Here is a 24085-nt window from a genome sequence, read left to right as displayed (position 1 = left end):
TTTTTAAGATTGTAAAAAAACACCGGCAGGTGCTTTTCAACTCTTGCTCATTACGGTTATAAAGCCTCGATCAGCTTCAGCACATCACCAGTTGTGTATGCCCCATCAATCGGGTTGCTCTCAAATACCATCATGTAGTGATAGCGGTAGCCTGTTTCATGTGCAATCTGGTTAGCCTGAGACTCCCAAATTTTGCCAAGCTTCAGCTTGCTCTTTGAGTCTGAGTTATCTCTGTCATCACCCTTTGTTTCCACCACAATAATGTTCTTGCTCTCTGTGAGAACAATGAAATCAGGGTAGTGATTCAGAAATCCATTGATGACGAAACCTTTGCCTCGTTCAAGATTCTTGTGCCACCAGACAATATTTTCCAGTTCTGCAACACCACGGATAACCTTGCTCTCAAGGTTGTTCACAGTGCCTTCAGTGACATAGAGACTGTGGCTGATCGCTGGTGCGTTGTCACTGGGTGTAATCGTTGCTGGCAGTAAAAAGGACGGACGAAGCTTGATTTTTTGAGTGGTCAGCCAGTTACCAAATTCCTTTGCAGCATACTCATTGGCAAGGCTCTGAACCTTGTCTTTGATGAGCTTCGCATAAGCATAGTCACGTTCAAGACAATCAGCACGTTGGTCAGCATTCAAGGCCTCAACAATCCGCTTGAGGTAGTGCTTAACATCGTTATCTTCAATCGGGTAAAAGGTATTCTTTCCAATGAGACTGAACAACCGACCAATGATAGATGTGATTTGGCCTGATGTGGGCTGACTCTTTATGATGCTGTTCAGCTTTTCCTTCTCAGCCTTCTTCACTACGGTGAAAGATGGAGCACTTTCACCATTACCAATCTCTTCTGCATCTACTTTATACACATCAGATTCAATGGCAGTGAAGTTGATAGTGGCATCGAGGTTTGCCAAAACGAAGTTGGACAACAGGTTTTCCTTGGCGAGCTTATGCCACTCGTCACCACTATCAAAGAACCCTCCATCTGAAGGCAGCTTAATGAAAAACTGAGGTAACTGAATTGCTTTTGCCAACTCTTCAAAGATTGGCTTCATCTTGTGCTCATTCATATGCGCCTTCAGTTCTTCAGGGCAAGCCTCACCATTCGTAGCACTTGCCTGCTCTTCAAATTGTTGAGCTTGTGCGACAGCTTGAGCCTTGATCGCTTCAATACCAGTAGAGTCATTTACGGTTGCAGCCGGTTGCTGATTTTCACTGCCATACGCAGTGGCAGCTTGTTCTACAGCGCTTTGCTCCCAGTCAGGATTGAGCTTGCTCTTTTCAATCTCAATATCCTGTCTGTCACCAGTTTCAGCAGGCTTGTCTTCACCAGTTAGAGTAGTCAGGTTCAGTTGTTCTTGAGTTGGTGACGGTGTAGAACCCCACTCTTGCTCAATTCCAGACAGGTCAAACTCTCGATAATCCCGCTTGGAGAAGCCCGCCTTATTCAACCCCTCAACTACTTGGGTCAAGGTGTTCTGGAAATGGCTGGAAGAGGTAAACACATAGCTCAGGTTCAGCAATTCAATGCTGTGCTTTCTGGTATATGGCATGCGAAGGACACGTCCCAGAATCTGAGTCACATCCACCACAGAGGATTTGTTTGCCAGGGTTGCCAGCACATAAGCAAAAGGGCAATCCCATCCTTCTTTTAGCGCATTGACCGTAATGATGTATCGTACTTGGCAATCACGGCTCATCAAATCAACGTTCTTCAGTTCGTTGATATTGGCAGTCTTGATGGCAATGTGTTCCTTTGGAATGTTCAGTTCCAACAGAATTTCCCGCACCTTCTCAAAAGTAGTGGTGTCATCCTTGTTCTTCGGTTCAGCCTGGAACAACACGATAGGCCGAATGTAGCCACCACCTTTTTCTTCAGACTTCTTGGCGAATTCTTCCAACTGGCGCCGCATATTTAGCGCAGCCATGATCACATCTTCTTGGCTTCTCTGATTCGCAACAATCACAGGAAGCTTAACCATGTTCTGCTTCTTGAGCCTCAAGGCATCAACATAGCTGATAATGTTGCTGTTATCCCTTGGGGTAGCAGTCAGGTCAAAAATGAAGCTTGGATTGAGGTCGCGAAGCATGTCCACAGACAGAGTACTTTCAGCGTTGTGGCTTTCATCAACAACTACAACAGGCCTGAGAGTCCGCATGATATTAATAAGTGCTGAAGGGTCAGTTCCTTCCAGCGGCTCAACAATTTCGCTATCATCGTTCAGGAATGAAGCAAGGTAGCCATTCTCCTGAAAGGCTTTGCGGTTTTCTTTGTTAGTGGCCTTAAGTGAGTCAAAAGACATCACCACTACTGAAAGCTGTTCCTTCACGGTGTCCGCATTGAACCCCGCACCCTGAAGAACATCAGCCTTCTCATAGATTTGAACACGACCATTGAAAAGGTCATTCAACCGCTGACGGTATGGATGATCAATGTTGCATAGGTTCTTAACTGTCTGTTCAAGGATGGTCAAAGAAGGAACCAACCACACCACAAACTTAGGACGAGTCGGATTGTATTCAGCAAAGGCAGAAAAAATTCTGTCCAACGCATTCACTGCAATGAAGGTCTTCCCACCCGCAGTGGGGACCTTCACACACACATGAGGCACTTCCTTGATGTTGTTCTTGTAAGCTTGATTGAGAACACCACGATCCTTCCAATACTTGGTGAAAGCATTGGGAAGATGGCCCTTGCACTCAAGCAGGGTTCCCAAGTATTCGCTGAGGTCACTTAGTACATCAGCCTGATAGTCTTTGAGTTCCATTTTTCTTTTTCTTAGAATCGGGTGATGTCACGTGGAATACGCTTGAAGGTAATTCCATGCTTATAAAGGAAATCCTTATCCAATGCACACTTATCAGCGTAAATCACAAACTGTTCAGGTCTGGATGACAGATTCTTGATTCTCAGTTGCCCAAGAAAATCAATATCCAGTGTCGTCACCCGATCTTTTTCATAGTAAAAGACACACAGGGCTGTATTTGTTAAACCCAAGACATAGGGACTAATAGAGTTTTCAGCATCCAACCGCTTTTCAGTGGGGATGTTCTCAGTGTAGGCTACGTAACCCCGAATAGCTTCTGCGCCAACTTCTTCATTAAGGTTCTTATCTTCTTTGAAGAGAGCAGTTCCAACGGTGTAGAAGTCAAAACCACCACCCAAGCCTGCTACACCCTTACTTCCTTCACCATAACCATTGATGACACGGCGAACCCTCTCAGCCGTGATGGTTTCGGCATAATCCATCATTTCACACAAGATGAAACGACGATTGCCACCATCTTCTGCATTCTGCTTAAGAACGGCATGAGCTGTAGTCCCTGAACCTGCGAAAGAATCCATAACTATGGAATTCGGGGGGGCACAATAGCTAATGATTCTTTGAACTAATGAAATTGGTTTTGGAAAAGCAAAGACCCGCTCGTCAAGAATCTCATCCAACTCACGTGCCCCCGATTGCGTTTTGAACTCAGACCAGAAAGTTGAAGCTGGCATGCGCTCTTGCACCTCAGACAAAAACCTCTTCTTCCGCGGCCATCCGGTTTCTGGATTAGGTGGCCACCAAATCCTATCTTCTTCAAGTAACTTTTCATAACCGGTAAAGTCCGTTATCCAACCTTTTGCAGGATCAGGCCTCCAAACATTGTTTGTGTTTGGTTGTTCCATGTTATAGCTATGAAGATTCGGCCTTTCAGAAGCTGTAGCCTTGCCTTTCAGGGGGTCAGTAACATAGGGGCCGCGTGGATCATTGTCTGGATTTTTAAAATCAGAACGATTAATTACACGCCCCTCAATTCTCGTAGAGGCTGATTTACCGTAGACAAAAATGTTTTCATGATCTTGCGACAAATAAGACTTTATTCTGTTATCAGTATTTCTGGTATTCCAGACAATTGTGGCAACCCTATTTCCATAACCAAAAACTTCATCCATCAAAAGACGGAAATTTCCAGCCTCTACATCATCTAGTGATACAAGTATCACTCCTTCATCAGCTAACAAACGATGAAGCAACTTGAGGCGCGGATACATCATGCATAGCCACTTATCGTGCCTACTTAAGTCTTCACCTTCTTTACCTACTACCTGACCAAGCCACTTCTTGATTTTGGGGTCATTCACGTTATCGTTGTACACCCAACCTTCATTGCCAGTGTTGTACGGTGGGTCAATGTAGATGCAATTCACCTTGCCTTCAAACTCAGGAAGAAGGCTCTTCAATGCTTCTAGATTGTCGCCATGAATGATTCGATTATTCGTGGAGTTAGCAGGAGCGCCTTCATTCGCTTTAAAGCTGTATTGCTTATCCAGCAAACGGAATGGCACATCATGGTGGTGATTGACCACCTTATTTTTTCCGCCCCAGTGAAGTGTTGCCATAAGTAATTTTTTCTAATGTATCGGCATTTGTGCCGTTAATATTTCAATTGAATTAACGTTTCTATTTCTTCTTGGCTTCTTCATCCAATTTGCGAAGCATGTTAAGTTTTTCTGTAATCTTTGACTCTAACCCTCTTGGTACTGGCTGGTACCAAGAGGGTTCATGCATACCATCAGGAAAATAATTTTCACCCGCTGCATAAGCATTCGGCTCATTGTGAGCATATCTATATTCATGCCCATAGCCCAAATTTTTCATTAATTTTGTTGGTGCATTGCGTAGGTGAATTGGCACTTCACGACTTTTATCTTGCGCAACAAACGCTTTCGCCTGATTGTAGGCCATGTAGCCCGCATTGCTCTTGGCTGCCACGGCCAGATAAATCACAGCTTGCGCCAGCGCCAACTCACCCTCTGGACTACCCAGGCGCTCAAAAGTGAGTGCCGCATCATTGGCAATCTGCATCGCCCGTGGGTCGGCCAAACCGATATCTTCCCATGCCATACGGATGATACGGCGCGCCAAGTATAGTGGCTCGGCGCCGCCATCGAGCATACGCATCAACCAATAAAGCGCCGCATCAGGATTAGACCCGCGCACAGACTTGTGCAAGGCAGAAATCTGGTCATAAAACGCTTCCCCACCCTTATCAAACCGGCGCAACTTGCTGGCCATGGTCGATTGCAGAAACGCCTCATCAATCACGCTGATTTCAGCCGCCATCGCGGCATTAAACAGTCCCTCTGCAAAGTTGAGCAAGCGTCGTGCATCGCCATCCGCATACCCCAGCACCTGCTCCACCACTTCCGGGGCAAGCGTGATGGCAGGTGCCATCTCTTCTTGCGCCCGGTCCAGCAACTGCTTGAGTTCGGCTTCGGACAAGGCATTCAGCACAAACACCTGCGCCCGGCTCAACAAGGCGCTATTCACCTCAAACGACGGGTTCTCTGTGGTGGCGCCAATAAAGGTGATCAAGCCGCTTTCAACAAAAGGCAGGAAAGCATCCTGCTGGCCTTTGTTAAACCGATGTACCTCATCCACAAACAGAATGGTGCGCCGTCCCGATTGTTGCAAGATATGTTCGGCCCGCTCCACAGCTTCCCTGATGTCCTTGATGCCCGCCAGTACGGCAGAGAGCGGGATGAACTCGGCATCAGCGGTATTGGCAATCAGCCGGGCCAGGGTAGTTTTGCCTACCCCTGGAGGACCCCATAGAATCATGGACGGCAACTTGCCGGATGTAAATGCCAGGCGCAACGGCTTACCCTCACCCAACAAATGAGATTGCCCCACCACATCCTGCAAGACTTTGGGGCGTAGCCTCTCTGCCAAAGGGGCTTGAGGCGCTACCGGTTCAAATAGCCCAGCCACTCTTGATCTCTATGTGTTGATTACCAGGCAGGCGCTGCCTTACCATCGCACTACTCCCCCACGACATCTGCACCAGCTGGTGCGACAAACTTGAAGGTATTGCTATTGATGGCAGGATTGCGCTCCATTTTGCTGAACTGGATGGCAGTGACGTGACCAAAGCTATCGTGTAATTCCATTTTTTGCAGTGCATCGCCCTTGAAGCCCAGCAGGACTTTCTCAAAACCACTGTCCTCGGCCTTGGGAATTGCCTGAGCCCAGTCCAGTCCATCCTTACGTTCAGTGACCGAGGTCACAGTGAAATTCCGCTCTACATCTTGTGCGCCGGCCAGTAATGCAGCCGGGCTGGAGCCGATGGCTTTGCCCAGTGCGCGCACGGTCACCTGATTCAATTCAGGGTCATATAGCCAGACTTTTTCACCATCACCCACAATCTGTTGCACATACGGCTTCTCATAATCCCAGCGAAACTTGCCCGGGCGCTGCAACTGCATGCTGCCATCGACTTCCTGCACCTTGCCACCCTGCGCGTCCGTCACCACCTGATGAAAACGTGCACGCATGGAAGCCGTGGACTTGAAGAAATCCTTCAATGACTCCGTACCAGCCGCCTCCGCAAGCAGAGGCATTGCCATCAACAATATTGCCAGAAACTTCATAACATCCTTTGCACGGGTTTCACCGTTAATCATTATTGGGAGCGAGAACTTCACGATTACCATTACTTTGCATGGCAGACACCAGACCCGCGCGCTCCATCTCCTCAATCAACCTGGCAGCGCGGTTGTAACCTATGCGTAACTGACGTTGCACAGAGGAAATAGAGGCACGGCGGGATTTCAACACAATGCCGACCGCCTCATCATAGAGCGGATCCGCCTCGCCACCACTTTCTCCCAGCTCGCCACCTTCTGCATTTTCATCGGTACCGCCAGTCAAAATGGCATCTATATAATTAGGTTCACCCTGCGCTTTCAGGTATTCCACTACGCGGTGGACTTCCTGGTCAGACACAAACGCGCCGTGCACACGCTGAGGATCACTGGTGCCTGGTGGCTGGTATAGCATATCGCCCTGCCCAAGCAAGGCTTCTGCGCCCATCTGATCCAGAATGGTGCGGGAATCTATCTTGCTGGATACCTGGAAAGCTACCCGGGTTGGGATGTTGGCCTTGATCAGACCAGTAATCACATCCACCGATGGACGCTGGGTCGCGACAACCAAATGGATGCCACAAGCACGCGCTTTTTGTGCCAGACGGGCAATCGGCTCTTCCACCTTCTTGCCCACCACCATCATCAGGTCGGCCAGCTCATCAATCACCACCACGATCAATGGCAACTCTTCCAGTGGCTCCGGGGCATCCGGCGTCAGGCTGAAAGGATGCGGGATAGACGTGCCTTCTTTTTCTGCATCACGGATTTTCTGGTTATACCCCGCCAGGTTACGTACCCCCAGCGATGACATGAGCTTATAGCGACGCTCCATCTCGGCCACGCTCCAGTTCAGGGCGTTGCCCGCATTGCGCATATCGGTGATTACCGGTGTCAGCAAATGCGGAATCGCATCGTACACCGAGAGCTCGAGCATTTTGGGGTCAATCAGGATCAGGCGCACTTTGCTCGGTTCAGCTTTGTAAACCAGGCTCAGTATCATGGCATTGATAGCCACGGATTTACCAGAGCCGGTCGTACCCGCCACCAGCACATGTGGCATCTTGGCCAGATCAGCCACCACTGGCTTGCCAGAGATATCCTTGCCCATGGCAATGGCCAGCGGCGAGGTTACGTCGGCATAGACCTGAGAACCGAGGATTTCAGAGAGATAGACAATCTGGCGCTTGGGATTGGGTATTTCCAGCCCCATGTAAGTCTTGCCGGGGATTGTCTCCACCACTCGCACGCTGATCACAGACAAGGCGCGCGCCAAATCCCTGGATAAATTAGCTACCTGGCTGCCCTTGACGCCAGCCGCAGGAGCGATTTCATAGCGTGTAATAACCGGGCCCGGCAATGCTGTCACCACCTTGACCTCGATACCAAAGTCCATGAGCTTGCGTTCAATCAGGCGGGAGGTGAATTCCAGGGTTTCAGCCGACTGTACCTCAACCACACCACTAGGCTCATCAAGCAAATGTAGCGGTGGCAAGGGAGAGTCCGGCAATGCTTCGAATAATGGTGTTTGCTTTTCTTTCTGCACCCGCTCGCTTTTTACAACCTCGAATGTCGCTGGCACCTCAATCTGCACAGGCTGGCGATCTTCTGTCCGCTTGCGCTCGCTATGCACAAACTCATTGCGTTGTTGCTCAGCCACCTTGCCGACTTTGCGATCCTGGTAGTCCTGCCATTTTTTGAGGATGTAGTGATAGCTGAACTCCAGTGCGGAGCCGAGTTTTTCCGTCATGCTGATCCACGACCAGCCAGTAAAAAGGCTGAAACCGACCGCCAGCGCCAACAACAAGACCAGGGTTGATCCAGCAAAACCCAGCAAGGCCTGCAAGCCGCTATCAATCACCGAGCCCAGCATGCCTCCGGCAGCCAGTGGCAGTTCGACTGCCAAATGATGAACATGGCCTGCCTCAAGCGCGGCAGAGGAAAGCAGCAACATCAGGAAACCACTGAGATTCACGACGATCAGGGGTTTGTGCTCAGAACTCACCGCTTCCAGACGCAGATATACCAGCCACATGGCATAGAACGACAACACTACCCACCACCAGGCTGAAAAACCAAACAGATAAAGCAGTATGTCAGACAGCCAGGCGCCTATAGTGCCGCCTGCATTTTGTGTAACGTCGCTATCGCTTGCGCTGTGCGACCATGACGGATCATCCTGCCGGTAAGTCAGCAAGATCAGGGTGAGATAAATCCCGACCACGACCAGGCCTAACCACCAGGCTTCCTTGACGATGCCTGGCGTTTCAATTGGGGCAGCTTCGCGACGGCTGTTGAGTGGCGCGCTTTTTTTCTGGAAAAACAAGATGATCTATGACCCGACACGAGAATATAAGCTGCCCTGATTATAACAGCATCAACCCGCTTGGGCATTGGCTGGCAAGCCTATAAGACACAACACTGCAAAATGATGGCTGGAAGCAGGCCTCCAGCCATCATCATGGGTTTATGCCGTCAAACACAATCGCAAAATGCTGCAATATTTTTCACCAACGCACGGGCATTGCCAGCGCGGCTGACACGATCAAATGCTGCTTCTTTTTCAGCAACATTTTCAGCAACAATGTATTGCGAATGCGTCAATTGGGAGGGATGAAGATCAGAACGCTGAACCTTCACAGCGGAAACGGGCACAACATGGACTTCAGCTTGCATGAGACTTCCTTCTACTTTCCTTTTGGGAGATGGCAACTAAACAATGACCGGGATTTTGTCCCCGTCATGTTTTCTGACTCAGCATATGCGGAATAATTCCCCAAACCACCAGGCTATTTCTACGTTGCATATTGGGGGTAACAATATTCAAAGGCCTGCTCAAGCTGAATATGATGCATGTATCCATCCACACCTATATTCAACGTGATTAAATTTAGCTATCACTCAAATAAGAACAATCAATTTGCACGAAAGACATCTGCCCCTCTACACTATTGAAAGTCTAGTCGCACAGAAACTAAGATTGGCTACAATGGTCTGGTATAGAACAATTCATGGCTGGAATTAAGCCCATCTATTTAAATAATGGAGAATAAAATGGTAGACATTGGCATTAGTGAAAAAGACCGTAAAAAAATTGCAGAAGGCCTATCGCGCTTTTTGGCAGATACTTATACCTTGTACCTGAAAACCCATTACTTTCACTGGAATGTTACAGGGCCACAATTCCGCACCCTACATCTGATGTTTGAAGAACAATACAACGAACTTTGGACGGCCGTTGACCAGATTGCTGAACGTATCCGCTCGCTGGATTTTCATGCGCCCGGTACTTACAAGGAGTTCAGCAAGCTGACTTCCATCGCTGAAAGCGATGGCGTTCCACATGCGCCAGAGATGATCAAGGAACTGGTTGCAGGCCACGAAGCTGTTGTACGTACAGCCCGCTCAATATTTCCAGCGGCAGAAAAAGCATCCGATGAAGCGACAGCCGACCTGTTGACGCAACGCCTGCAAATTCATGAAAAAACTGCATGGATGTTGCGTAGCCTGCTTGAAAAACCATAAGATTCGCCTCATTTAAACGACACTGCATTTTAGGAGTATTCACCGTATGGCAACAACACATGCTCGCCTGCTGATCCTGGGTTCTGGCCCAGCAGGTTATTCTGCCGCTGTTTACGCGGCGCGCGCCAACCTCAAGCCAGTGCTGATCACCGGTATTGCGCAAGGCGGCCAGCTCATGACTACCACTGAGGTGGACAACTGGCCTGCAGATGCAGATGGTGTACAAGGACCGGAGTTGATGGCGCGCTTCCAGAAGCATGCTGAACGCTTCAATACGGAAATGATCTTTGATCATATCCATACGACCAAGCTGGATGAAAAGCCTATTCGCCTGATCGGTGACTCTGGTGAATACACCTGTGATGCACTGATTATCGCCACTGGCGCGTCAGCGAAGTATCTGGGCCTGCCATCTGAAGAGGCATTTGCCGGCAAGGGCGTATCTGCCTGTGCCACCTGCGATGGTTTCTTCTACCGTAACCAGGAAGTCGCCGTTATCGGCGGCGGTAATACCGCTGTTGAAGAAGCGCTGTATCTTGCCAACATTGCCAGCAAGGTGACGCTGGTGCACAGGCGTGACAAGTTCAAGGCTGAGGCGATCCTGGTGGACAAGCTCATGGAGCGCGTCAAGGAAGGTCGTATCGTGCTGGAGACTTTCCAGACGCTGGACGAAGTATTGGGTGATGCCTCTGGTGTGACCGGCATGCGTATCAAGGACGTGAACTCTGGTACGGCCAAGGATATTCCGCTCAAGGGTGTATTCATTGCCATCGGCCACAAGCCGAATACCGATATCTTTGAAGGCCAGCTGGAAATGGAAGGCGGTTACATTGTGACGCAGGCAGGTCGCCAGGGTAACTTCACAGCCACCAGCGTACCCGGTGTATTCGCAGCCGGTGATGTGCAGGACCATATCTATCGCCAGGCTGTGACCAGTGCTGGTACCGGTTGTATGGCTGCGCTGGATGCAGAGCGCTATCTGGATCAGCTGGCATAAGTCATCAGCGGCAGGCACTTGCCTGCCGCTGATTTTTCAGTAGCAACAGGTTGACATCATGGTGGACGAGGACGACAAGGACGATGCAATTGAACTGTTCCTTGAAGCAGTCAAAGGCGCTCGCCCGTTAAAACCGTCCCGCTTGCATCATCCCATTCCCAGCCCCAAGCCGATTCCGCGGCAATTCATTCGCGATGAGCGCCAGGCACTGGCAGATTCGCTCAGTGACCACTACATTCCTTCTCATGAACTTGAAAGCGGAGAGGAACTGCTTTACCTGCGTGAAGGCCACGCCCCTGACATCTTGAGCAAGCTGAGGCGAGGTCATTGGGTGGTTCAGGCCGCCATCGATCTTCATGGCATGGTCAGTGATGAAGCCAGGTTGTATGTTGCAGAGTTTTTGCATCACTGTAAAAAACGTGGCATACGCTGTGTCCGCATCATTCATGGTAAAGGCCTGAGCTCACGCAATCGCGAACCCATACTCAAGCACAAACTACGCAATTGGCTCATGCAAAAAGACGAGGTGATCGCCTATGCCCAGGCGCGCCGGCAGGACGGTGGCAGCGGAGCAGTGATCGTCTTGCTCAAGGCATGAAAATATAGTCTCCCGCTCTGTAAACTAAAGAATCTCTCTCGCGTTTACTATTCATCGCACGCTGGTGTGCATGAAAAAAAGAGAGAACAACATGCAGTGGCGTCTATTGACGTATACAACTCTGGTGGCGCTGCTATGTCATAGCCCATCCGTTCTTCAAGCTGCAGAAATTGATGATCTTGCCCAGTTGACCCTGTCGAAGGCCAATGATCTATTTACCGTAAACAACCGCGAACTCCTGCTTTCCGAACGCTATCTGGAAGGTGCAAAAGCAGATACCCTCACGGCGGCACAACGCCCCAATCCCACATTTTCCCTCAATACCAACAACTTCAATCTGCAAGGCAGTAATGGTAACGGCGGCCTCAGCAACCGGACTGTCGATACCATTGCCCGGATTGAGCAGCCGATTGAACGTGGCAACAAGCGTGCTTTGCGCATGGCCCTGGCACAGAATGCAGTACAGGCTAGCGAGCTGGATTTACGTGACGCATTTCGCCTGCAAAAACAAACGCTTTATATCGCTTATTACGATTTGCTGCTTGCCCAGCAAAGTGAAGAGATATTGCAGAGCAACCAGGCGCTTTACCAGAATATGTTAAACGCAGCAGAACTGAGACTAAAGGCTGGCGACATTTCAAGCACTGATGCGGCACGGATTCGGATAGACGTGCTGCGCGCCCAGAACGATCTGCGCCAAGCCCAGGCCGAACGGCAGAAAGCCCAGGCGGACCTTGCCTACCTCATCGGCAAGGAACAACAAGCCAATGTCATCCGCATCAATGACAGCTGGCCAGAGACCACTACTGCGATTATCCCCGCGAGTGAAGACCAGCTCGACCAGCGCCCCGATATCCAGGCGGCCATGGCGCGCATCCAGGTGGCCAACGAGAACCGAAAACTTGCGCAGGCATTCACTACGCGGGACATCACCATCGGCATGCAATATGAACACTACCCGAGTGCTGGCGGAGGGGGAGGCGGCAATAATAATGGCCGTAATACCATAGGCGCTGGTTTCAGTATTCCTTTGTTTACCGGCTATCAGTATCAGGGAGAGATCGCCCGTGCCGAGGTGGACTACACCACGGCCATGGAGGCTGAAGATCGCATTCGAGCCAATGCAGTAGGTGAAGTCAGCCGCGCCCGCGCTGATCTGGATGCCGCCATTGAGAAGGTCAATCGCTATGACCAGAACATGCTGCTGGAAGCAGAAAAAACGGCCCACGCCGCTGAGTTTGCTTATCAGCATGGCGCAATGGGTGTCACTGACCTGCTGGATGCACGCCGTGTATTGCGCGCATTGCAAATTGATGCCGCCACCGCCCATGCAGACTTTGCCAAATCCCTTGCCAGCTGGCGCGCTGCCATCAATCCTGGTGACAATTAATACGCTTAAACCTGAAGGTTAAGAAAGCCCATAATGAACAAGAAATTACTGATACTGCTGTTATCAAGCCTGTATAGCACGACCCCGCTGTTGGCCGCGGAAGTCGCCAAGCCAAAAGCTGCCGATGAGGTGGTATTGGCAGCAGACTCCCCGCAGCTCGCCAACCTGAAAATCGAAGCAGTGACTCAGATTCCAGCCCCTGCCAGCTCGCCCTTCAATGGCAAGATTGTATTCAACGAAAACTTTACGGCCCGCATCAGCTCACCGGTTGTGGGCCGCGCACTCAGGATCAATGCGGAAATCGGGGATACCGTCAAATCCGGTCAAGTGTTGATGACCATGGACTCCCCCGACTTGGGCAGCGCCATTGCCGACGCTCGCAAAGCCCAGGCTGAACTGCAATTGAAGAAGCAGGCTTATGAGCGTAGCCGCATGTTGCTGGATGGCGGCGTGATACCACACAAGGAGCTTGAAGCCAGCAAGGCAGACCTGGATGAAGCCGCGGCTGAATCATCCCGCGCCAGTGCCCGCCTCAACAATCTGGGGGCAAGTCGCAATACCAACGAAAGCTATAGTGTGCGTGCGCCGCTAGCTGGCATCATCGTTGATCGCCAGGTCAATCCCGGCAGCGAGGTCAGGCCGGATGCCGCCACCCCGATCTTCATCATCACCGACCCACTTCATCTCTGGGCCAGTATCGACCTGCCAGAGCGTGACCTGGGCAAGGTCAATCCCGGGCAAAGCGTTTCAGTGGAGGTGGATGCCTATCCAGGTGAAGCATTCAGCGGCAAGATTCTTTCCATCGGTGCCATGATAGATCCTGTCACGCGCCGTATTCCCATTCGCTGCTCGGTAGATAGCAAGGGCGGCCGCCTCAAACCGGAAATGTATGCCCGCATCACCCCATTAAGCCCAGGCAACCGCCAGGTCATCCGCATTCCCAACAGTGCACTGATCACAGAAGGCCTGTATAGCTATGTCTTCGTCGAGACCAGCCCCGGGCATATCAAGAAGCGCCGAGTGACCCTGGATGTGCAGGGCAAGGACTTTGCGACCGTAAAACAAGGCCTGAGCAATAATGAAAAACTGGTGACGTCAGGAGCAATCCTGCTCAATTCCGAACTTGCCGCAGGTAAATAAGGCCACCCACCATGTTGAATAAACTGATTACCTTCTCGCTGCAACAGCGGGTGTTTGTCTTGCTGGGTACGCTGGCCCTGATCATCGCGGGCTATTTTGCGGTGGACAATATGCCGATTGAGGCATTCCCAGACGTAGAGGATGTACACGTCGGCATTGTGACGCAGGTGCCAGGCCTGGCACCGGAAGAGGTCGAGCGTGTGGTCACCCTTCCCATCGAGCACGAAATGAGCGGCGTTCCTCACCTCACGCAAATGCGCTCTGTCTCCATTACCGGGCTTTCAGTCATCACGCTGACCTTCTCGGAAAAAACCGATGATTACTTTGCCCGCCAACAAGTGCTGGAGCACTTGCAGGATGCAGAACTGCCAGCAGAATACCAGCCAACACTGGCTCCCCTTTCCACTGCCGTGGGCGAGATATTCCGCTACCTGGTAGAAGCACCCAAGGATATGCCGCAACGTGAAATCCGTGCGATCCAGGACTGGCAGATCCGTCCCATGTTACGCACGGTTTCTGGTGTTGCTGACATCACCAGCTTTGGTGGCAGCATCAAGGAATATCAGGTCAAGCTTGATCCCTATCTGTTGAAGAAATTCGATATCACCATAGACCAGGTCAACCACGCTCTCAGCGGCAACAGCAGCAATATTGGCGGTGGCCTCATGCACCGCGGCGATGAAGACCTAGTAGTGCGCGGTATTGGTCTTTACAAGAGTCTGGAAGATATTGCCAATACCGTGATTGATTCACGCGGCGGCAAACCCATACTGGTCAGTGATATCGGTGCTGTGGAAATTGGTGACCGTACCCGTTCTGGCATTGTCGCCTTTAATGATAAAGATGACGTGGTAGAAGGTATTGTCATCATGAATAAGGGCCAGAACCCGGCCAGGGTCATTGATGCATTACGCAGCAAGGTCAACGAGATCAATGCCAAGCTGCCGCCTGGCGTCAAGATTGCACCTTTCTACGACCGCACAACCCTGATTGAGCATACGGTACATACCGTCACTGAAAACCTGATTGTCGGTGCACTGCTGGTCGTCACCATACTCATTGTTTTCCTGCGCAATTGGCGGGCTGCCCTGATTGTGGCATCGGTGATTCCACTGTCACTGCTATTTGCCTTTATCATCATGGACATCCGTGGCGTTTCCGCCAACCTGATTTCGCTGGGGGCAGTGGACTTCGGGATTATTATCGACAGTGCTGTGGTGCTGGTAGAAGCCCTCATGGTGCGCCTGGCAGCCGCACAGATAGACAAGCTGCCACAACAAGCCACCTTTGGCTGGCGTTTGCACACACTCAAGCAAACCGCGATTGAAATGGGCAGGCCCATTCTCTTTTCCAAGGCCATCATCATCCTGGCCTTCCTGCCCATCTTCACTTTCCAGCGGGTGGAAGGCAAGATTTTCTCGCCCATGGCGTTTACCTTGAGCTTTGCCCTGCTGGGTGCCATCCTGCTCACACTGACCCTGGTGCCAGCCCTGCTCTCCTACACCATGCGCCGCGAGGATATGGCGGAAAAGCACAGCGGATGGATGCACAAGATCCAGGAAGGTTATCGCAGCCTGTTGCTGCGCACAGTCAATATTCGCTGGCCACTGGTTGCAGGTTCGGTGGGCTTATTGATTGCCTCCCTGCTGCTCGCCCCCAGGCTGGGTTCTGAGTTCCTGCCCAAGCTGGATGAAGGCAATATATGGCTAACCATCAGCCTGCCACCTTCCACTGGCCTGGCCAAAACCAAGGAAGTAGAACGCCATGTGCGTACCATTCTTGAAGGTTACAAAGAGGTCAATCTGGTCGTCAGCCATGTCGGGCGGCCTGATGATGGCACTGACCCTAAAGGACCGAACAATATTGAGATTCTGGCTGACCTCAAGCCGCGCTCGGAATGGAGCTTCGCCAACAAGGAAGCACTCATAGAAAGCATCTCCGGCAAGATACATACGATTCCGGGCATTCCCACCAACTTCTCGCAAGTGATACAGGACAGTGTGGAAGAAGCACTTTCAGGCGTTAAAGGGGAAATCTCGGTCAAGATTTTTGGCCCGGATCTCGCCATTCTGGAAGACAAGGCAGACCAGGTGGTCGATGTATTGAATAGCATCAAGGGCGCTACCGATGTTGCTGCCATCCGCATCTCCGGTAACTCAGAGCTGAATATTGCCCTGGATAGAACAAAACTTGCGCGTTACGGCATGACGGTCAATGATGTTAACACCACCATACAGACGGCCATGGCAGGCAATGCTGCCAACACATTTTATGATGGGGATCGTCGCTTTGACGTGACCTTGCGCCTGGATCGCCAATATCGCGATGGGGTGGATGACATCGCAGAATTGCCTGTGGCACTGCCTGATAATGCCGGCACCATTCCACTGGGTGAAGTCGCAGACATCAGCATCAAGCAGGGGGCCTCCCGCGTCAGTCGTGAGGGAGTCTCACGTATCGTCGCCATCAAGGCCAACCTGATCAATCGCGATCAGGGTAGCTTTGTGGCCGAAGCCATGGACAAGGTCAAGCAACAGGTCAAACTACCGCCTGGTTATACCATCACCTGGGGCGGGCAGTTCGAGAACCAGCAACGCGCCATGAAGCGCTTGGAAGTGATTGTACCGCTGTCATTGATGATGATATTCGTGCTGCTATTCATGGCCTTCAAGTCTATACGCAATGCCTTGCTGGTACTGATGATGATCCCCTTCACGCTGATCGGGGGCCTGGCAGCACTTGGCCTCGCGGGCTTGCATCTCTCAGTCTCCGCCGCCGTGGGATTCATTGCGCTGGCCGGGGTGTCGGTGCAGAACGGCGTCATCATGGTGGAACAGATCAAGTACCTGATGCGAGAAGGGTATGCACTCAAGAAAGCCGTCGTTGATGGCGCTGTCGCACGCCTGCGCCCGATCATGATGACTGCATTGATGGCAGGTCTGGGATTATTGCCTGCTGCACTTTCACACAGCATAGGCTCTGAAACCCAGAGGCCATTCGCCGTCGTGATTGTCGGTGGCCTGGTGTCAGCCACCCTCTTCACTTTGCTATTGCTACCCCTGTTGTTCCCTTACTTTTCTGATGAACGCAGAGGCGAATAAGCCGCTGACAACAAAAAGCCCGGCATGCCGGGCTTTTTATCCATTCGTAAACTCAGCACTCAAATCTGGTAACGCTGAATCAGGCATACGGCCTGCGCTGCAATCCCTTCACCACGCCCGGTAAACCCCAGCTTTTCGGTTGTGGTGGCCTTTACATTGACACTGTCATCAGGGAGGCCACAGTCGTTGGCAATATTGCGACACATCTCAGCAACATACGGTGCCATCTTGGGCGCTTCTGCCATGATAGTCGCATCAATATTCACAATAGAATAATGCTTGGTTTTTAACAGATTGACGACATGCCGCAATAACACCCGGGAATCAGCACCCTTGAAACGCTCATCGGTATCAGGGAAATGCTTGCCGATATCGCCCATCGCAGCAGCCCCCAGCAATGCATCACTCACTGCATGCAGCAGCACATCTGCATCTGAATGGCCTTTCAGGCCTTTGGCATAGGGAATATCTACGCCGCCTATGATACAAGGACGTCCTTCCACCAATTGGTGAACGTCAAATCCATTGCCTACTCTGATCATATTGCTTCATTCTCCTTGGCATCCGCCAGCAGGATTGCCTCGGCAATCTTCAAGTCTTGCGGGTATGTGATTTTCAGGTTGCGCAACTGGCCCACCACCAACCTGGGCTTCAAACCCAGCGCCTCAACGGCCTGCGCTTCGTCGGTCGGTGCGCCACCTGCCAGTTGCAGTGCACGTTGCAGTATTTCATAGCGGAACATCTGCGGGGTTTGTGCTTGCCACAAGCCATCGCGTGGCTCGGTAGTGGCTACCCGCTGCTGCTCATCCGCACGCTTGAGGGTATCTGCCAACGGAATCGCCAGCAAGCCGCCCACCTCATCATGCTCCAATGCATCCAGCAAGCTGGCGAGCAAGGCTTGGCTCAAGCCTGGGCGCGCAGCATCATGAACGAGTATCCAGTCATCAGCCCTCACTTGACCAGCCATGGCATACAGTCCGTTCAAGACCGTTGCAGCTCGTGTCGCCCCCCCACTGCGATGCACCTGCACTTTGTTGCCATAATCCACCGCATGCTCATCCCAGCACGCATCATCAGCGCTAACCACCACATGCACCGAGGCAATACGAGGTGCTTGCGCCAACATGGCCAGCACATGGTGAATCAGCGGTTTGCCCAGTAAAGGCAGATATTGCTTGGGTAACTCAGACCCCATGCGGCTGCCAGAACCGGCAGCAGGGATCAGCACATGGAAAGTTGACATGGGCGGCATTCTAACATGCGGCCATCACGACCAAGCAAACCGCCACGGCACGGCTTCTCAACATTGTTCTGGTTCAGGTCGCAACCATAGCCAAAGTCCAACAGACGCCATGGTCAGGCTCACTGCCCATTTGGACCAGACTGGCGCAGGCGTGAACCAGAGCATGGTACCGCTGCATGTCATCATGAAAATAGCAAAGCTCTTGGCCCGGCGGGACACTGCACCATGTTCACGCCATTGACGGATATGACAGCCGTATTTGGGATGGTTTAATAAATATTGCTCCAGCTGGGGCCAACCATGTCCGCCAGCCCAGGCGGCGACCAGCACAAAAGGCACCGTAGGCATGATGGGCAGAAATGCCCCGATCACGCCTAGGATCAGCGCAAGCACTGCGATGGTACGCCAGAGGAAAATTTTGGTTTGCTGTAGCATGATGATGAGTGAATCGACAACAGCTCAAAGATACCACGCCCCAAGGCTTACCGCACAGCGCAAGGTAGGTTATTAACTTTATATTTCTGCTTTTATGCCTATCAAATACTGGCAATACTCGACGCGTTAAAAGACAAAAGCAAAAAAATGGCTTACCTCTTTGTTTTCGAGGTAAGCCTAGTGTGCAGAATTCCGGGCTATTTTAACGGTCAGCCCTTACACATGCTCAGGATCAACCCACGTATCGCTTGATCCTGAAGCCATTCTTGGGATGGGTAACGTAGACAAAATGCTTACCCATATTGCGTTCAGCTTTTTCAGCTGTGGTATTGATGCGATTGATATTGAAGCCATATTTTGGATGAGGTCGATTATTCATTGCCCGCTCTGCATCCTTCTGGCTAATCATGGCGTGTGTTTCTGCCACCCGCCCATCAAAAGTGGCGTTAAGCGGAGAAATATTGGCTGCAGCCAACACATGTCCGTCCAGCATTGCCTCATTATTTTGCGCATAGGCGGAAACGCCTGCAGCCGATGACAATACAACCGTGATTATCGATAAAACCTGTTTCATCATCATCTCCTAGTAGATAGTTAATATTGAAATTGTATGGATATTGCCTTCACAAACATTATTGCCAGCCACCTCCAAGTGCTTTGTATAAATTAACCATTGCCATGATTTGTTTTTGTTTGGTTTCAATCAGGTCCATCCTGGCTTCCAATGCATCGCGCTGTGTCAATAACACTTCCATGTAATCGGCGCGTGCAGATTTGAAGAGCTGGTTTGAGATTTCGATGGAGCTGGTCAGTGTGTCAACCTGATGATTTTTCAGCGCGTAGTTTTTTTCCAGATTATCGATATTGGAAAGCTGGCTTGACACTTCAATGTAGGCCTTGATAATCGTCTGTTCATATTCAAATGCTGCCTGAATTTGCTCCGCGCTGGCATTCTTGTAGGTCGCAACAATGGCATTGCGATTGATCAATGGCGCCATTACATCGCCAGCAAACGAGGTGGCCACAGACTCAGGCATATTGAACAGATATCGTGGATTGAAGGCCTGGAACCCCAGGCCCGCCTTCAGTGCAAAGGAGGGATAGAAATTGGCTTTTGCAACGTCAATATTGAGCTTGGAAGCTTCCAGCTCAAGCTGCGCTTTACGTATATCTGGCCGGTTCTCCAGCAGTTCGGAGGGAACTCCTGCTTGCAGTATCTTGGGATTGATCTCCATAAAACCAGCAGAGGCGCGTTCAATCGGCTGGGGGATACGTCCCAGCAAAAAATTGATCCGGTTTTCAGTCTCGACAATCCGTTGTTTTACCTCATAGCGCTGGCTCTGGTTTTTGTTCACCTCGGCTTCAAAGCGCTTTACGGCTAACGATGTAGTCCTCGCATATTGCTGAAGCTGCCTCACCACTTCTAGCGCCTGTTGTTGAATCTCGATATTCTTGTCGAGATTATCAAGCTCGTTATCCAGTGCCAGCAGTTCATAATAGGAGTTGGCCACTTCTGCCACCAGGTTGGTCACCAGGAAATGCTTACCCTCAATAGACGCCATATACTCCATGGTCGCGACCTTGGTCGCATTCCTGAGCTTTTTCCAGACATCCAGCTCCCACGACGCTACCAGGCCAAATTGATAGTTGCCCAGATATTTGGGGAAGGACTTGCCTTCCTTGATATCAAGGTTTTCTTCCACCGCACCATTGCGCGTATAGCGAGCAGCCTTTTCCACTTCAGCACCAGCGCCCACCCCAACAAATGGCATGTACTCCCCTTTTCTTGCCAGTACCTCATTCTCGGCAATACTGATGCGCTGCATGAGGATATTGATTTCCTTGTTATTGGCAACGGCGGTATCTATCAGCCCAGATAAATAGGGATCCTCAAAGAAATCCTTCCAATTCATGGTGGCAGTGCTATTCATGCCGTCACTACCAAGAGTGGTGAATGTGTCAGGCAGGTGCACCTCAGGGTCTTTTTTTGTAATCGCTGGGATAGCGCAGGATTGCACCATCAAGGCCAGGCTTCCCAATACGATCAGTTGAATGGCTTTATTCTTGGTCATCATCATTCTTACTGTAGTGATAGATTTCAGTTAATGGCTCAAACTCTTCATTCTTGATCAGTGACTTACCTTCAGACAGCTTGGCAAACACATAATACAAACCAGGAATCAGGATGACGCCAAACACGGTACCGAACAGCATGCCACCCAAGGCAGATGTACCAATGGTCCTGTTGCCTACTGCGCCAGCTCCAGTGGCAACGACTAGGGGAATCAAGCCAGCGATGAACGCAAACGAGGTCATGAGGATGGGACGGAAACGCACTTTGGCACTCTCGATCGCCGCATCCTTGATCGACATCCCCTGCTCATGTTTCTGCACGGCATATTCCACGATCAGCACCGCATTTTTTCCAAGTAGCCCGACCAGCATGACGAGTCCAACCTGGGCATAAATATCGTTTGCCAAACCCAAAACCTTAAGAAGAAAGAACGAACCAAATACCCCTGCTGGCAGCGACAACAACACGACCAAGGGCAGGATGAAACTTTCATATTGAGCAGCCAGCACCATGTAAACGAAGACCAGCACAACGGCAAAGATAATGAGCGCCTCATTGCCTCGGTGAGCCTCATCAAATGACAAGCCTTCCCAGCCGATATCGTATCCCTTGGGCAATGTTGCCTTGGCCACTTGCTCTACTGCTTTGATAGCATCATCGGTTGTATAGCCTTGGGCAGGCATGGCACGAATGGTGGCTGAGTTATAAAGGTTATAGCGGGTAATCTCGTTGGGCCCCTGCATCTTCTTCAGCTTCATGAAAGCTGAGTACGGCACCATTTCACCCTCTTCGTTCTTCACGTAATAACTGAGGATATCGCTTGGATAGCGGCGGAACTCTGGGCCAGCCTGGGTATAGACTTTGAAGAAGTTGTTAAAGCGGATAAAGCCCTGCTCGTAGGTACTCCCAATCAGGATATCGAGGTTATCCATCGCCTTGGCAATAGACACTTTCTTCTGCATGGCAAGATTGTTATCAATCTGAATTTCATATTGCGGATAATTCGCCGCATAGAAAGTAAACAGGCCGGTCAGTTCTTTACGTTTACCTAATGCCTTCAGGAAGTCCTGATTGATCTTGTCAAACTCGTGATAATTCGTGTTATCGGTTTTATCAAGCAGACGTAGTGCCAAGCCAGAAGCCGCACCATAGCCAGGGACAGGAGGCGGTTCAAAGAACTCGATCACTGCACCAAAGTCTTTGGTTTTTTCTTCCAGTTCAGCAATCACCTGATGCACAGAATGCTTGCGTTGGGACCAGTCTTTGAGGTTGATGATACAAGTCCCGGCATTCGAGCCTCGCCCTTCGGTCAGTACCTCATAACCGGCCAGTGATGACACTGACTGCACTCCTTCAACCTTGGAGGCGATGGTCTGCAACTGACGGGCAATCTTGTTGGTGACTTCCAGAGTAGAGCCTGGCGGTGTCTGGATAATCGCATAGACCATCCCTTGATCTTCCCCTGGAATAAACCCTGCAGGCAGGGATTTATTGACCAGAAACGTACCCAATGCAAACAAGCCCAACATCAGAAATGTCAGGAATCTCCTAGTCACGACAACATCAAGCAGCTGGGTGTAGCGACCGGTGATTTTTTCAAAAATACGATTGAATGCATTGATGAACACACTGATGGGAGTACGGCGTTTAGGCTGACCATGATTGCTCTTCAACAACATGGCGCAGAGCACAGGCGTCAGGGATAAAGCTACTACGCCGGAAATAATGATAGAAGCTGCCATGGTGATTGAGAACTGGCGGTAGAACACTCCTACTGGCCCTGTCATGAAAGCAACTGGCACAAACACCGCTGTCATTACCAATGTGATAGCGACAATGGCACCGCCGATTTCACCCAAAACCTTCTTCGTTGCCGGATATGGAAGAAGATGCTCACTTTCCATTTTGGCATGCACAGCCTCAACCACAACGATGGCGTTATCCACCACGATCCCGATCGCCAGTACCAGGGCAAACAGGGTAATGAGGTTGATGGAAATCCCGAACATCTGCATCACAAAGAATGTGCCTATCAATGAGACCGGCACGGCAAGTATAGGGATGAGGGTAGATCGCCAATCACCCAGAAAAATAAACACCACCAAGGCCACCAAGATAAATGCCTCGATCAGGGTATGAATGACTTTTTCGATGGAAGCATCCAGGAATTTGGAAACATCGTAATTAACTTCATAATCCATGCCCTCGGGAAAGGCCGCCTTCAACTCCTGCATTTTCTCCTTCACATGCTCGATCACCTCTGTCGCATTACTGCCGTAATTCTGCTTGAGCACGATCGCGGCTGAAGGAAAGCCATCCTTATTGGAATAGATATCGTAGAACTCACTACTTAACTCCACCTTGGCAATATCCTTCAAGCGCAGGATTCCGCCTTCCGAATTGGAACGGATAATGATGTCTTCATATTGCTCGGGCTTGTTGTAACGCCCCTGATACAACAGCACATACTCCTTGGATTGCGCAGCAATCCCGGAGCTTTGACCTAGTCGCCCGGCACGGCCAATCACGCTTTGGCTATTGATAGCCTCCATGACCTCTTCGGTCGATACCTTATAGGCACGCATACGATCTGGATTAAGCCAAATGCGCATTGCGTATTGACGGCTTCCCAAAATCTTGGCTTGCGCAATCCCATTGACCCGTTGAATCTCAGGAATAACATTGACATTGGCATAGTTGAAGAGAAATTTCTCGTCCGCATTCTTGTCTTTGCTGAACAAGTTGATATACATCAGCATGCTCGGCTGCACCCGCTCAACTACCACCCCTTCCATCTGCACCAGTTGTGGCAAGCGGCTCATCACCTGATCGAGGCGGGTCTTGACGTTGATCATGGCCTGGTTAGGATCTATGCCCAAGTCAAAAATCACTTGGATCGTCGCCTCCCCCGCACTGGTGGCATCAGAAATAATGTACTTCATCCCTGGCACACCATTGATCGCACGCTCGATAGTGATCAACGAAGATTGCACCAACACATCAGCACTGGAACCGGGATATGCCAGGGACACGATGACGCGTGGAGGCGCAATGTCAGGAAACTGTGAAGTGGGTAGCGCCTTGATGGCGAGAAACCCCATGAACACAATCAATAGCGATAACACAATCGCCATGACTGGTCGTTTGATAAATATGTTTAGCATGTC

General features: G+C 50.7%; 18 protein-coding genes. 6 read left to right on the top strand and 12 right to left on the bottom strand.

What is annotated here, in order from left to right:
- Positions 1–56 precede the first annotated feature (56 nt).
- The 6 genes from LG201_RS02010 to LG201_RS01985 form a co-directional block, all read right to left on the bottom strand.
- On the bottom strand, positions 57–2774 hold the full coding sequence (locus LG201_RS02010; protein WP_226770511.1) for a DEAD/DEAH box helicase: 2718 nt from the start codon (positions 2772–2774) through the stop codon (positions 57–59).
- Positions 2775–2785: 11 nt separating this feature from the next.
- The gene (locus tag LG201_RS02005; protein ID WP_226770510.1) at positions 2786–4390 is read right to left on the bottom strand and encodes a site-specific DNA-methyltransferase; all 1605 of its coding nucleotides are present in this window, start codon (positions 4388–4390) and stop codon (positions 2786–2788) included.
- A gap of 61 nt (positions 4391–4451) precedes the next feature.
- On the bottom strand, positions 4452–5762 hold the full coding sequence (locus tag LG201_RS02000) for a replication-associated recombination protein A (RefSeq protein WP_226770509.1): 1311 nt from the start codon (positions 5760–5762) through the stop codon (positions 4452–4454).
- 50 nt (positions 5763–5812) lie between these two features.
- Positions 5813–6421: an outer membrane lipoprotein chaperone LolA gene (gene lolA / locus LG201_RS01995; protein ID WP_226770508.1), complete on the bottom strand. Its 609-nt coding sequence runs from the start codon at positions 6419–6421 to the stop codon at positions 5813–5815.
- Positions 6422–6446: 25 nt separating this feature from the next.
- A complete protein-coding gene (locus tag LG201_RS01990; protein ID WP_226770507.1) occupies positions 6447–8741 on the bottom strand; it encodes a DNA translocase FtsK in 2295 nt (764 codons plus the stop codon).
- 149 nt (positions 8742–8890) lie between these two features.
- On the bottom strand, positions 8891–9091 hold the full coding sequence (locus LG201_RS01985; protein ID WP_226770506.1) for a hypothetical protein: 201 nt from the start codon (positions 9089–9091) through the stop codon (positions 8891–8893).
- Between the two features lie 378 nt (positions 9092–9469).
- Between LG201_RS01985 and LG201_RS01980 the strand changes: the two genes are divergently transcribed.
- From LG201_RS01980 to LG201_RS01955, 6 genes are all read left to right on the top strand, one after another.
- Positions 9470–9940 (top strand): Dps family protein, encoded by a 471-nt coding sequence (locus LG201_RS01980; RefSeq protein WP_226770505.1) that lies wholly within the window; start codon positions 9470–9472, stop codon positions 9938–9940.
- A gap of 46 nt (positions 9941–9986) precedes the next feature.
- Complete coding sequence (gene trxB / locus LG201_RS01975; protein ID WP_226770504.1) at positions 9987–10937, top strand: thioredoxin-disulfide reductase; 951 nt, start codon at positions 9987–9989, stop codon at positions 10935–10937.
- Positions 10938–10995: 58 nt separating this feature from the next.
- The gene (locus LG201_RS01970; protein ID WP_226770503.1) at positions 10996–11535 is read left to right on the top strand and encodes a Smr/MutS family protein; all 540 of its coding nucleotides are present in this window, start codon (positions 10996–10998) and stop codon (positions 11533–11535) included.
- Between the two features lie 70 nt (positions 11536–11605).
- Positions 11606–12925: a TolC family protein gene (locus LG201_RS01965; RefSeq protein WP_226770502.1), complete on the top strand. Its 1320-nt coding sequence runs from the start codon at positions 11606–11608 to the stop codon at positions 12923–12925.
- A gap of 33 nt (positions 12926–12958) precedes the next feature.
- Complete coding sequence (locus LG201_RS01960; protein WP_226770501.1) at positions 12959–14065, top strand: efflux RND transporter periplasmic adaptor subunit; 1107 nt, start codon at positions 12959–12961, stop codon at positions 14063–14065.
- A gap of 11 nt (positions 14066–14076) precedes the next feature.
- A complete protein-coding gene (locus LG201_RS01955; protein WP_226770500.1) occupies positions 14077–17166 on the top strand; it encodes an efflux RND transporter permease subunit in 3090 nt (1029 codons plus the stop codon).
- Between the two features lie 59 nt (positions 17167–17225).
- Here LG201_RS01955 and ispF read toward each other — a convergent pair whose 3' ends face one another.
- The 6 genes from ispF to LG201_RS01925 form a co-directional block, all read right to left on the bottom strand.
- Positions 17226–17708, bottom strand: coding sequence for a 2-C-methyl-D-erythritol 2,4-cyclodiphosphate synthase (ispF, locus tag LG201_RS01950; RefSeq protein ID WP_226770499.1), 483 nt, complete (start codon positions 17706–17708; stop codon positions 17226–17228).
- On the bottom strand, positions 17705–18409 hold the full coding sequence (gene ispD / locus LG201_RS01945; protein WP_226770498.1) for a 2-C-methyl-D-erythritol 4-phosphate cytidylyltransferase: 705 nt from the start codon (positions 18407–18409) through the stop codon (positions 17705–17707). The genes ispF and ispD overlap by 4 nt, the downstream gene beginning before the upstream one ends.
- Positions 18410–18466: 57 nt before the next feature.
- Entirely contained in the window at positions 18467–18844 is a 378-nt protein-coding gene (locus tag LG201_RS01940; protein ID WP_226770497.1) for a YbaN family protein, read from the bottom strand.
- A 232-nt stretch (positions 18845–19076) separates the two neighbouring features.
- On the bottom strand, positions 19077–19418 hold the full coding sequence (locus LG201_RS01935) for a hypothetical protein (protein WP_226770496.1): 342 nt from the start codon (positions 19416–19418) through the stop codon (positions 19077–19079).
- A 58-nt stretch (positions 19419–19476) separates the two neighbouring features.
- Positions 19477–20919, bottom strand: a complete 1443-nt coding sequence (locus LG201_RS01930; RefSeq protein ID WP_226770495.1) for a TolC family protein — start codon at positions 20917–20919, stop codon at positions 19477–19479.
- Positions 20903–24082, bottom strand: coding sequence for an efflux RND transporter permease subunit (locus LG201_RS01925; RefSeq protein ID WP_226770494.1), 3180 nt, complete (start codon positions 24080–24082; stop codon positions 20903–20905). Before LG201_RS01925 ends, LG201_RS01930 begins: the two co-directional genes overlap by 17 nt.
- Positions 24083–24085: the final 3 nt, after the last annotated feature.

Origin of the sequence: Methylobacillus gramineus (assembly GCF_020532675.1) — a bacterium.
Lineage (GTDB): Bacteria > Pseudomonadota > Gammaproteobacteria > Burkholderiales > Methylophilaceae > Methylobacillus > Methylobacillus gramineus.
The sequence above is the reverse complement of the archived record's forward strand: the minus strand, read 5'-3'. Positions and strand labels throughout refer to the sequence as shown.

Excerpts from the sequence above, each read along its gene's own strand:
- LG201_RS02010 (WP_226770511.1), bottom strand. The coding sequence starts at position 2,774 with ATGGAACTCAAAGACTATCAGGCTGATGTACTAAGTGACCTCAGCGAA.
- LG201_RS02005 (WP_226770510.1), bottom strand. The coding sequence starts at position 4,390 with ATGGCAACACTTCACTGGGGCGGAAAAAATAAGGTGGTCAATCACCAC.
- lolA (WP_226770508.1), bottom strand. The coding sequence starts at position 6,421 with ATGAAGTTTCTGGCAATATTGTTGATGGCAATGCCTCTGCTTGCGGAG.
- LG201_RS01985 (WP_226770506.1), bottom strand. The coding sequence starts at position 9,091 with ATGCAAGCTGAAGTCCATGTTGTGCCCGTTTCCGCTGTGAAGGTTCAG.
- LG201_RS01980 (WP_226770505.1), top strand. The coding sequence starts at position 9,470 with ATGGTAGACATTGGCATTAGTGAAAAAGACCGTAAAAAAATTGCAGAA.
- trxB (WP_226770504.1), top strand. The coding sequence starts at position 9,987 with ATGGCAACAACACATGCTCGCCTGCTGATCCTGGGTTCTGGCCCAGCA.
- LG201_RS01970 (WP_226770503.1), top strand. The coding sequence starts at position 10,996 with ATGGTGGACGAGGACGACAAGGACGATGCAATTGAACTGTTCCTTGAA.
- LG201_RS01965 (WP_226770502.1), top strand. The coding sequence starts at position 11,606 with ATGAAAAAAAGAGAGAACAACATGCAGTGGCGTCTATTGACGTATACA.
- LG201_RS01960 (WP_226770501.1), top strand. The coding sequence starts at position 12,959 with ATGAACAAGAAATTACTGATACTGCTGTTATCAAGCCTGTATAGCACG.
- LG201_RS01955 (WP_226770500.1), top strand. The coding sequence starts at position 14,077 with ATGTTGAATAAACTGATTACCTTCTCGCTGCAACAGCGGGTGTTTGTC.
- ispF (WP_226770499.1), bottom strand. The coding sequence starts at position 17,708 with ATGATCAGAGTAGGCAATGGATTTGACGTTCACCAATTGGTGGAAGGA.
- ispD (WP_226770498.1), bottom strand. The coding sequence starts at position 18,409 with ATGTCAACTTTCCATGTGCTGATCCCTGCTGCCGGTTCTGGCAGCCGC.
- LG201_RS01940 (WP_226770497.1), bottom strand. The coding sequence starts at position 18,844 with ATGCTACAGCAAACCAAAATTTTCCTCTGGCGTACCATCGCAGTGCTT.
- LG201_RS01935 (WP_226770496.1), bottom strand. The coding sequence starts at position 19,418 with ATGAAACAGGTTTTATCGATAATCACGGTTGTATTGTCATCGGCTGCA.
- LG201_RS01930 (WP_226770495.1), bottom strand. The coding sequence starts at position 20,919 with ATGATGACCAAGAATAAAGCCATTCAACTGATCGTATTGGGAAGCCTG.
- LG201_RS01925 (WP_226770494.1), bottom strand. The coding sequence starts at position 24,082 with ATGCTAAACATATTTATCAAACGACCAGTCATGGCGATTGTGTTATCG.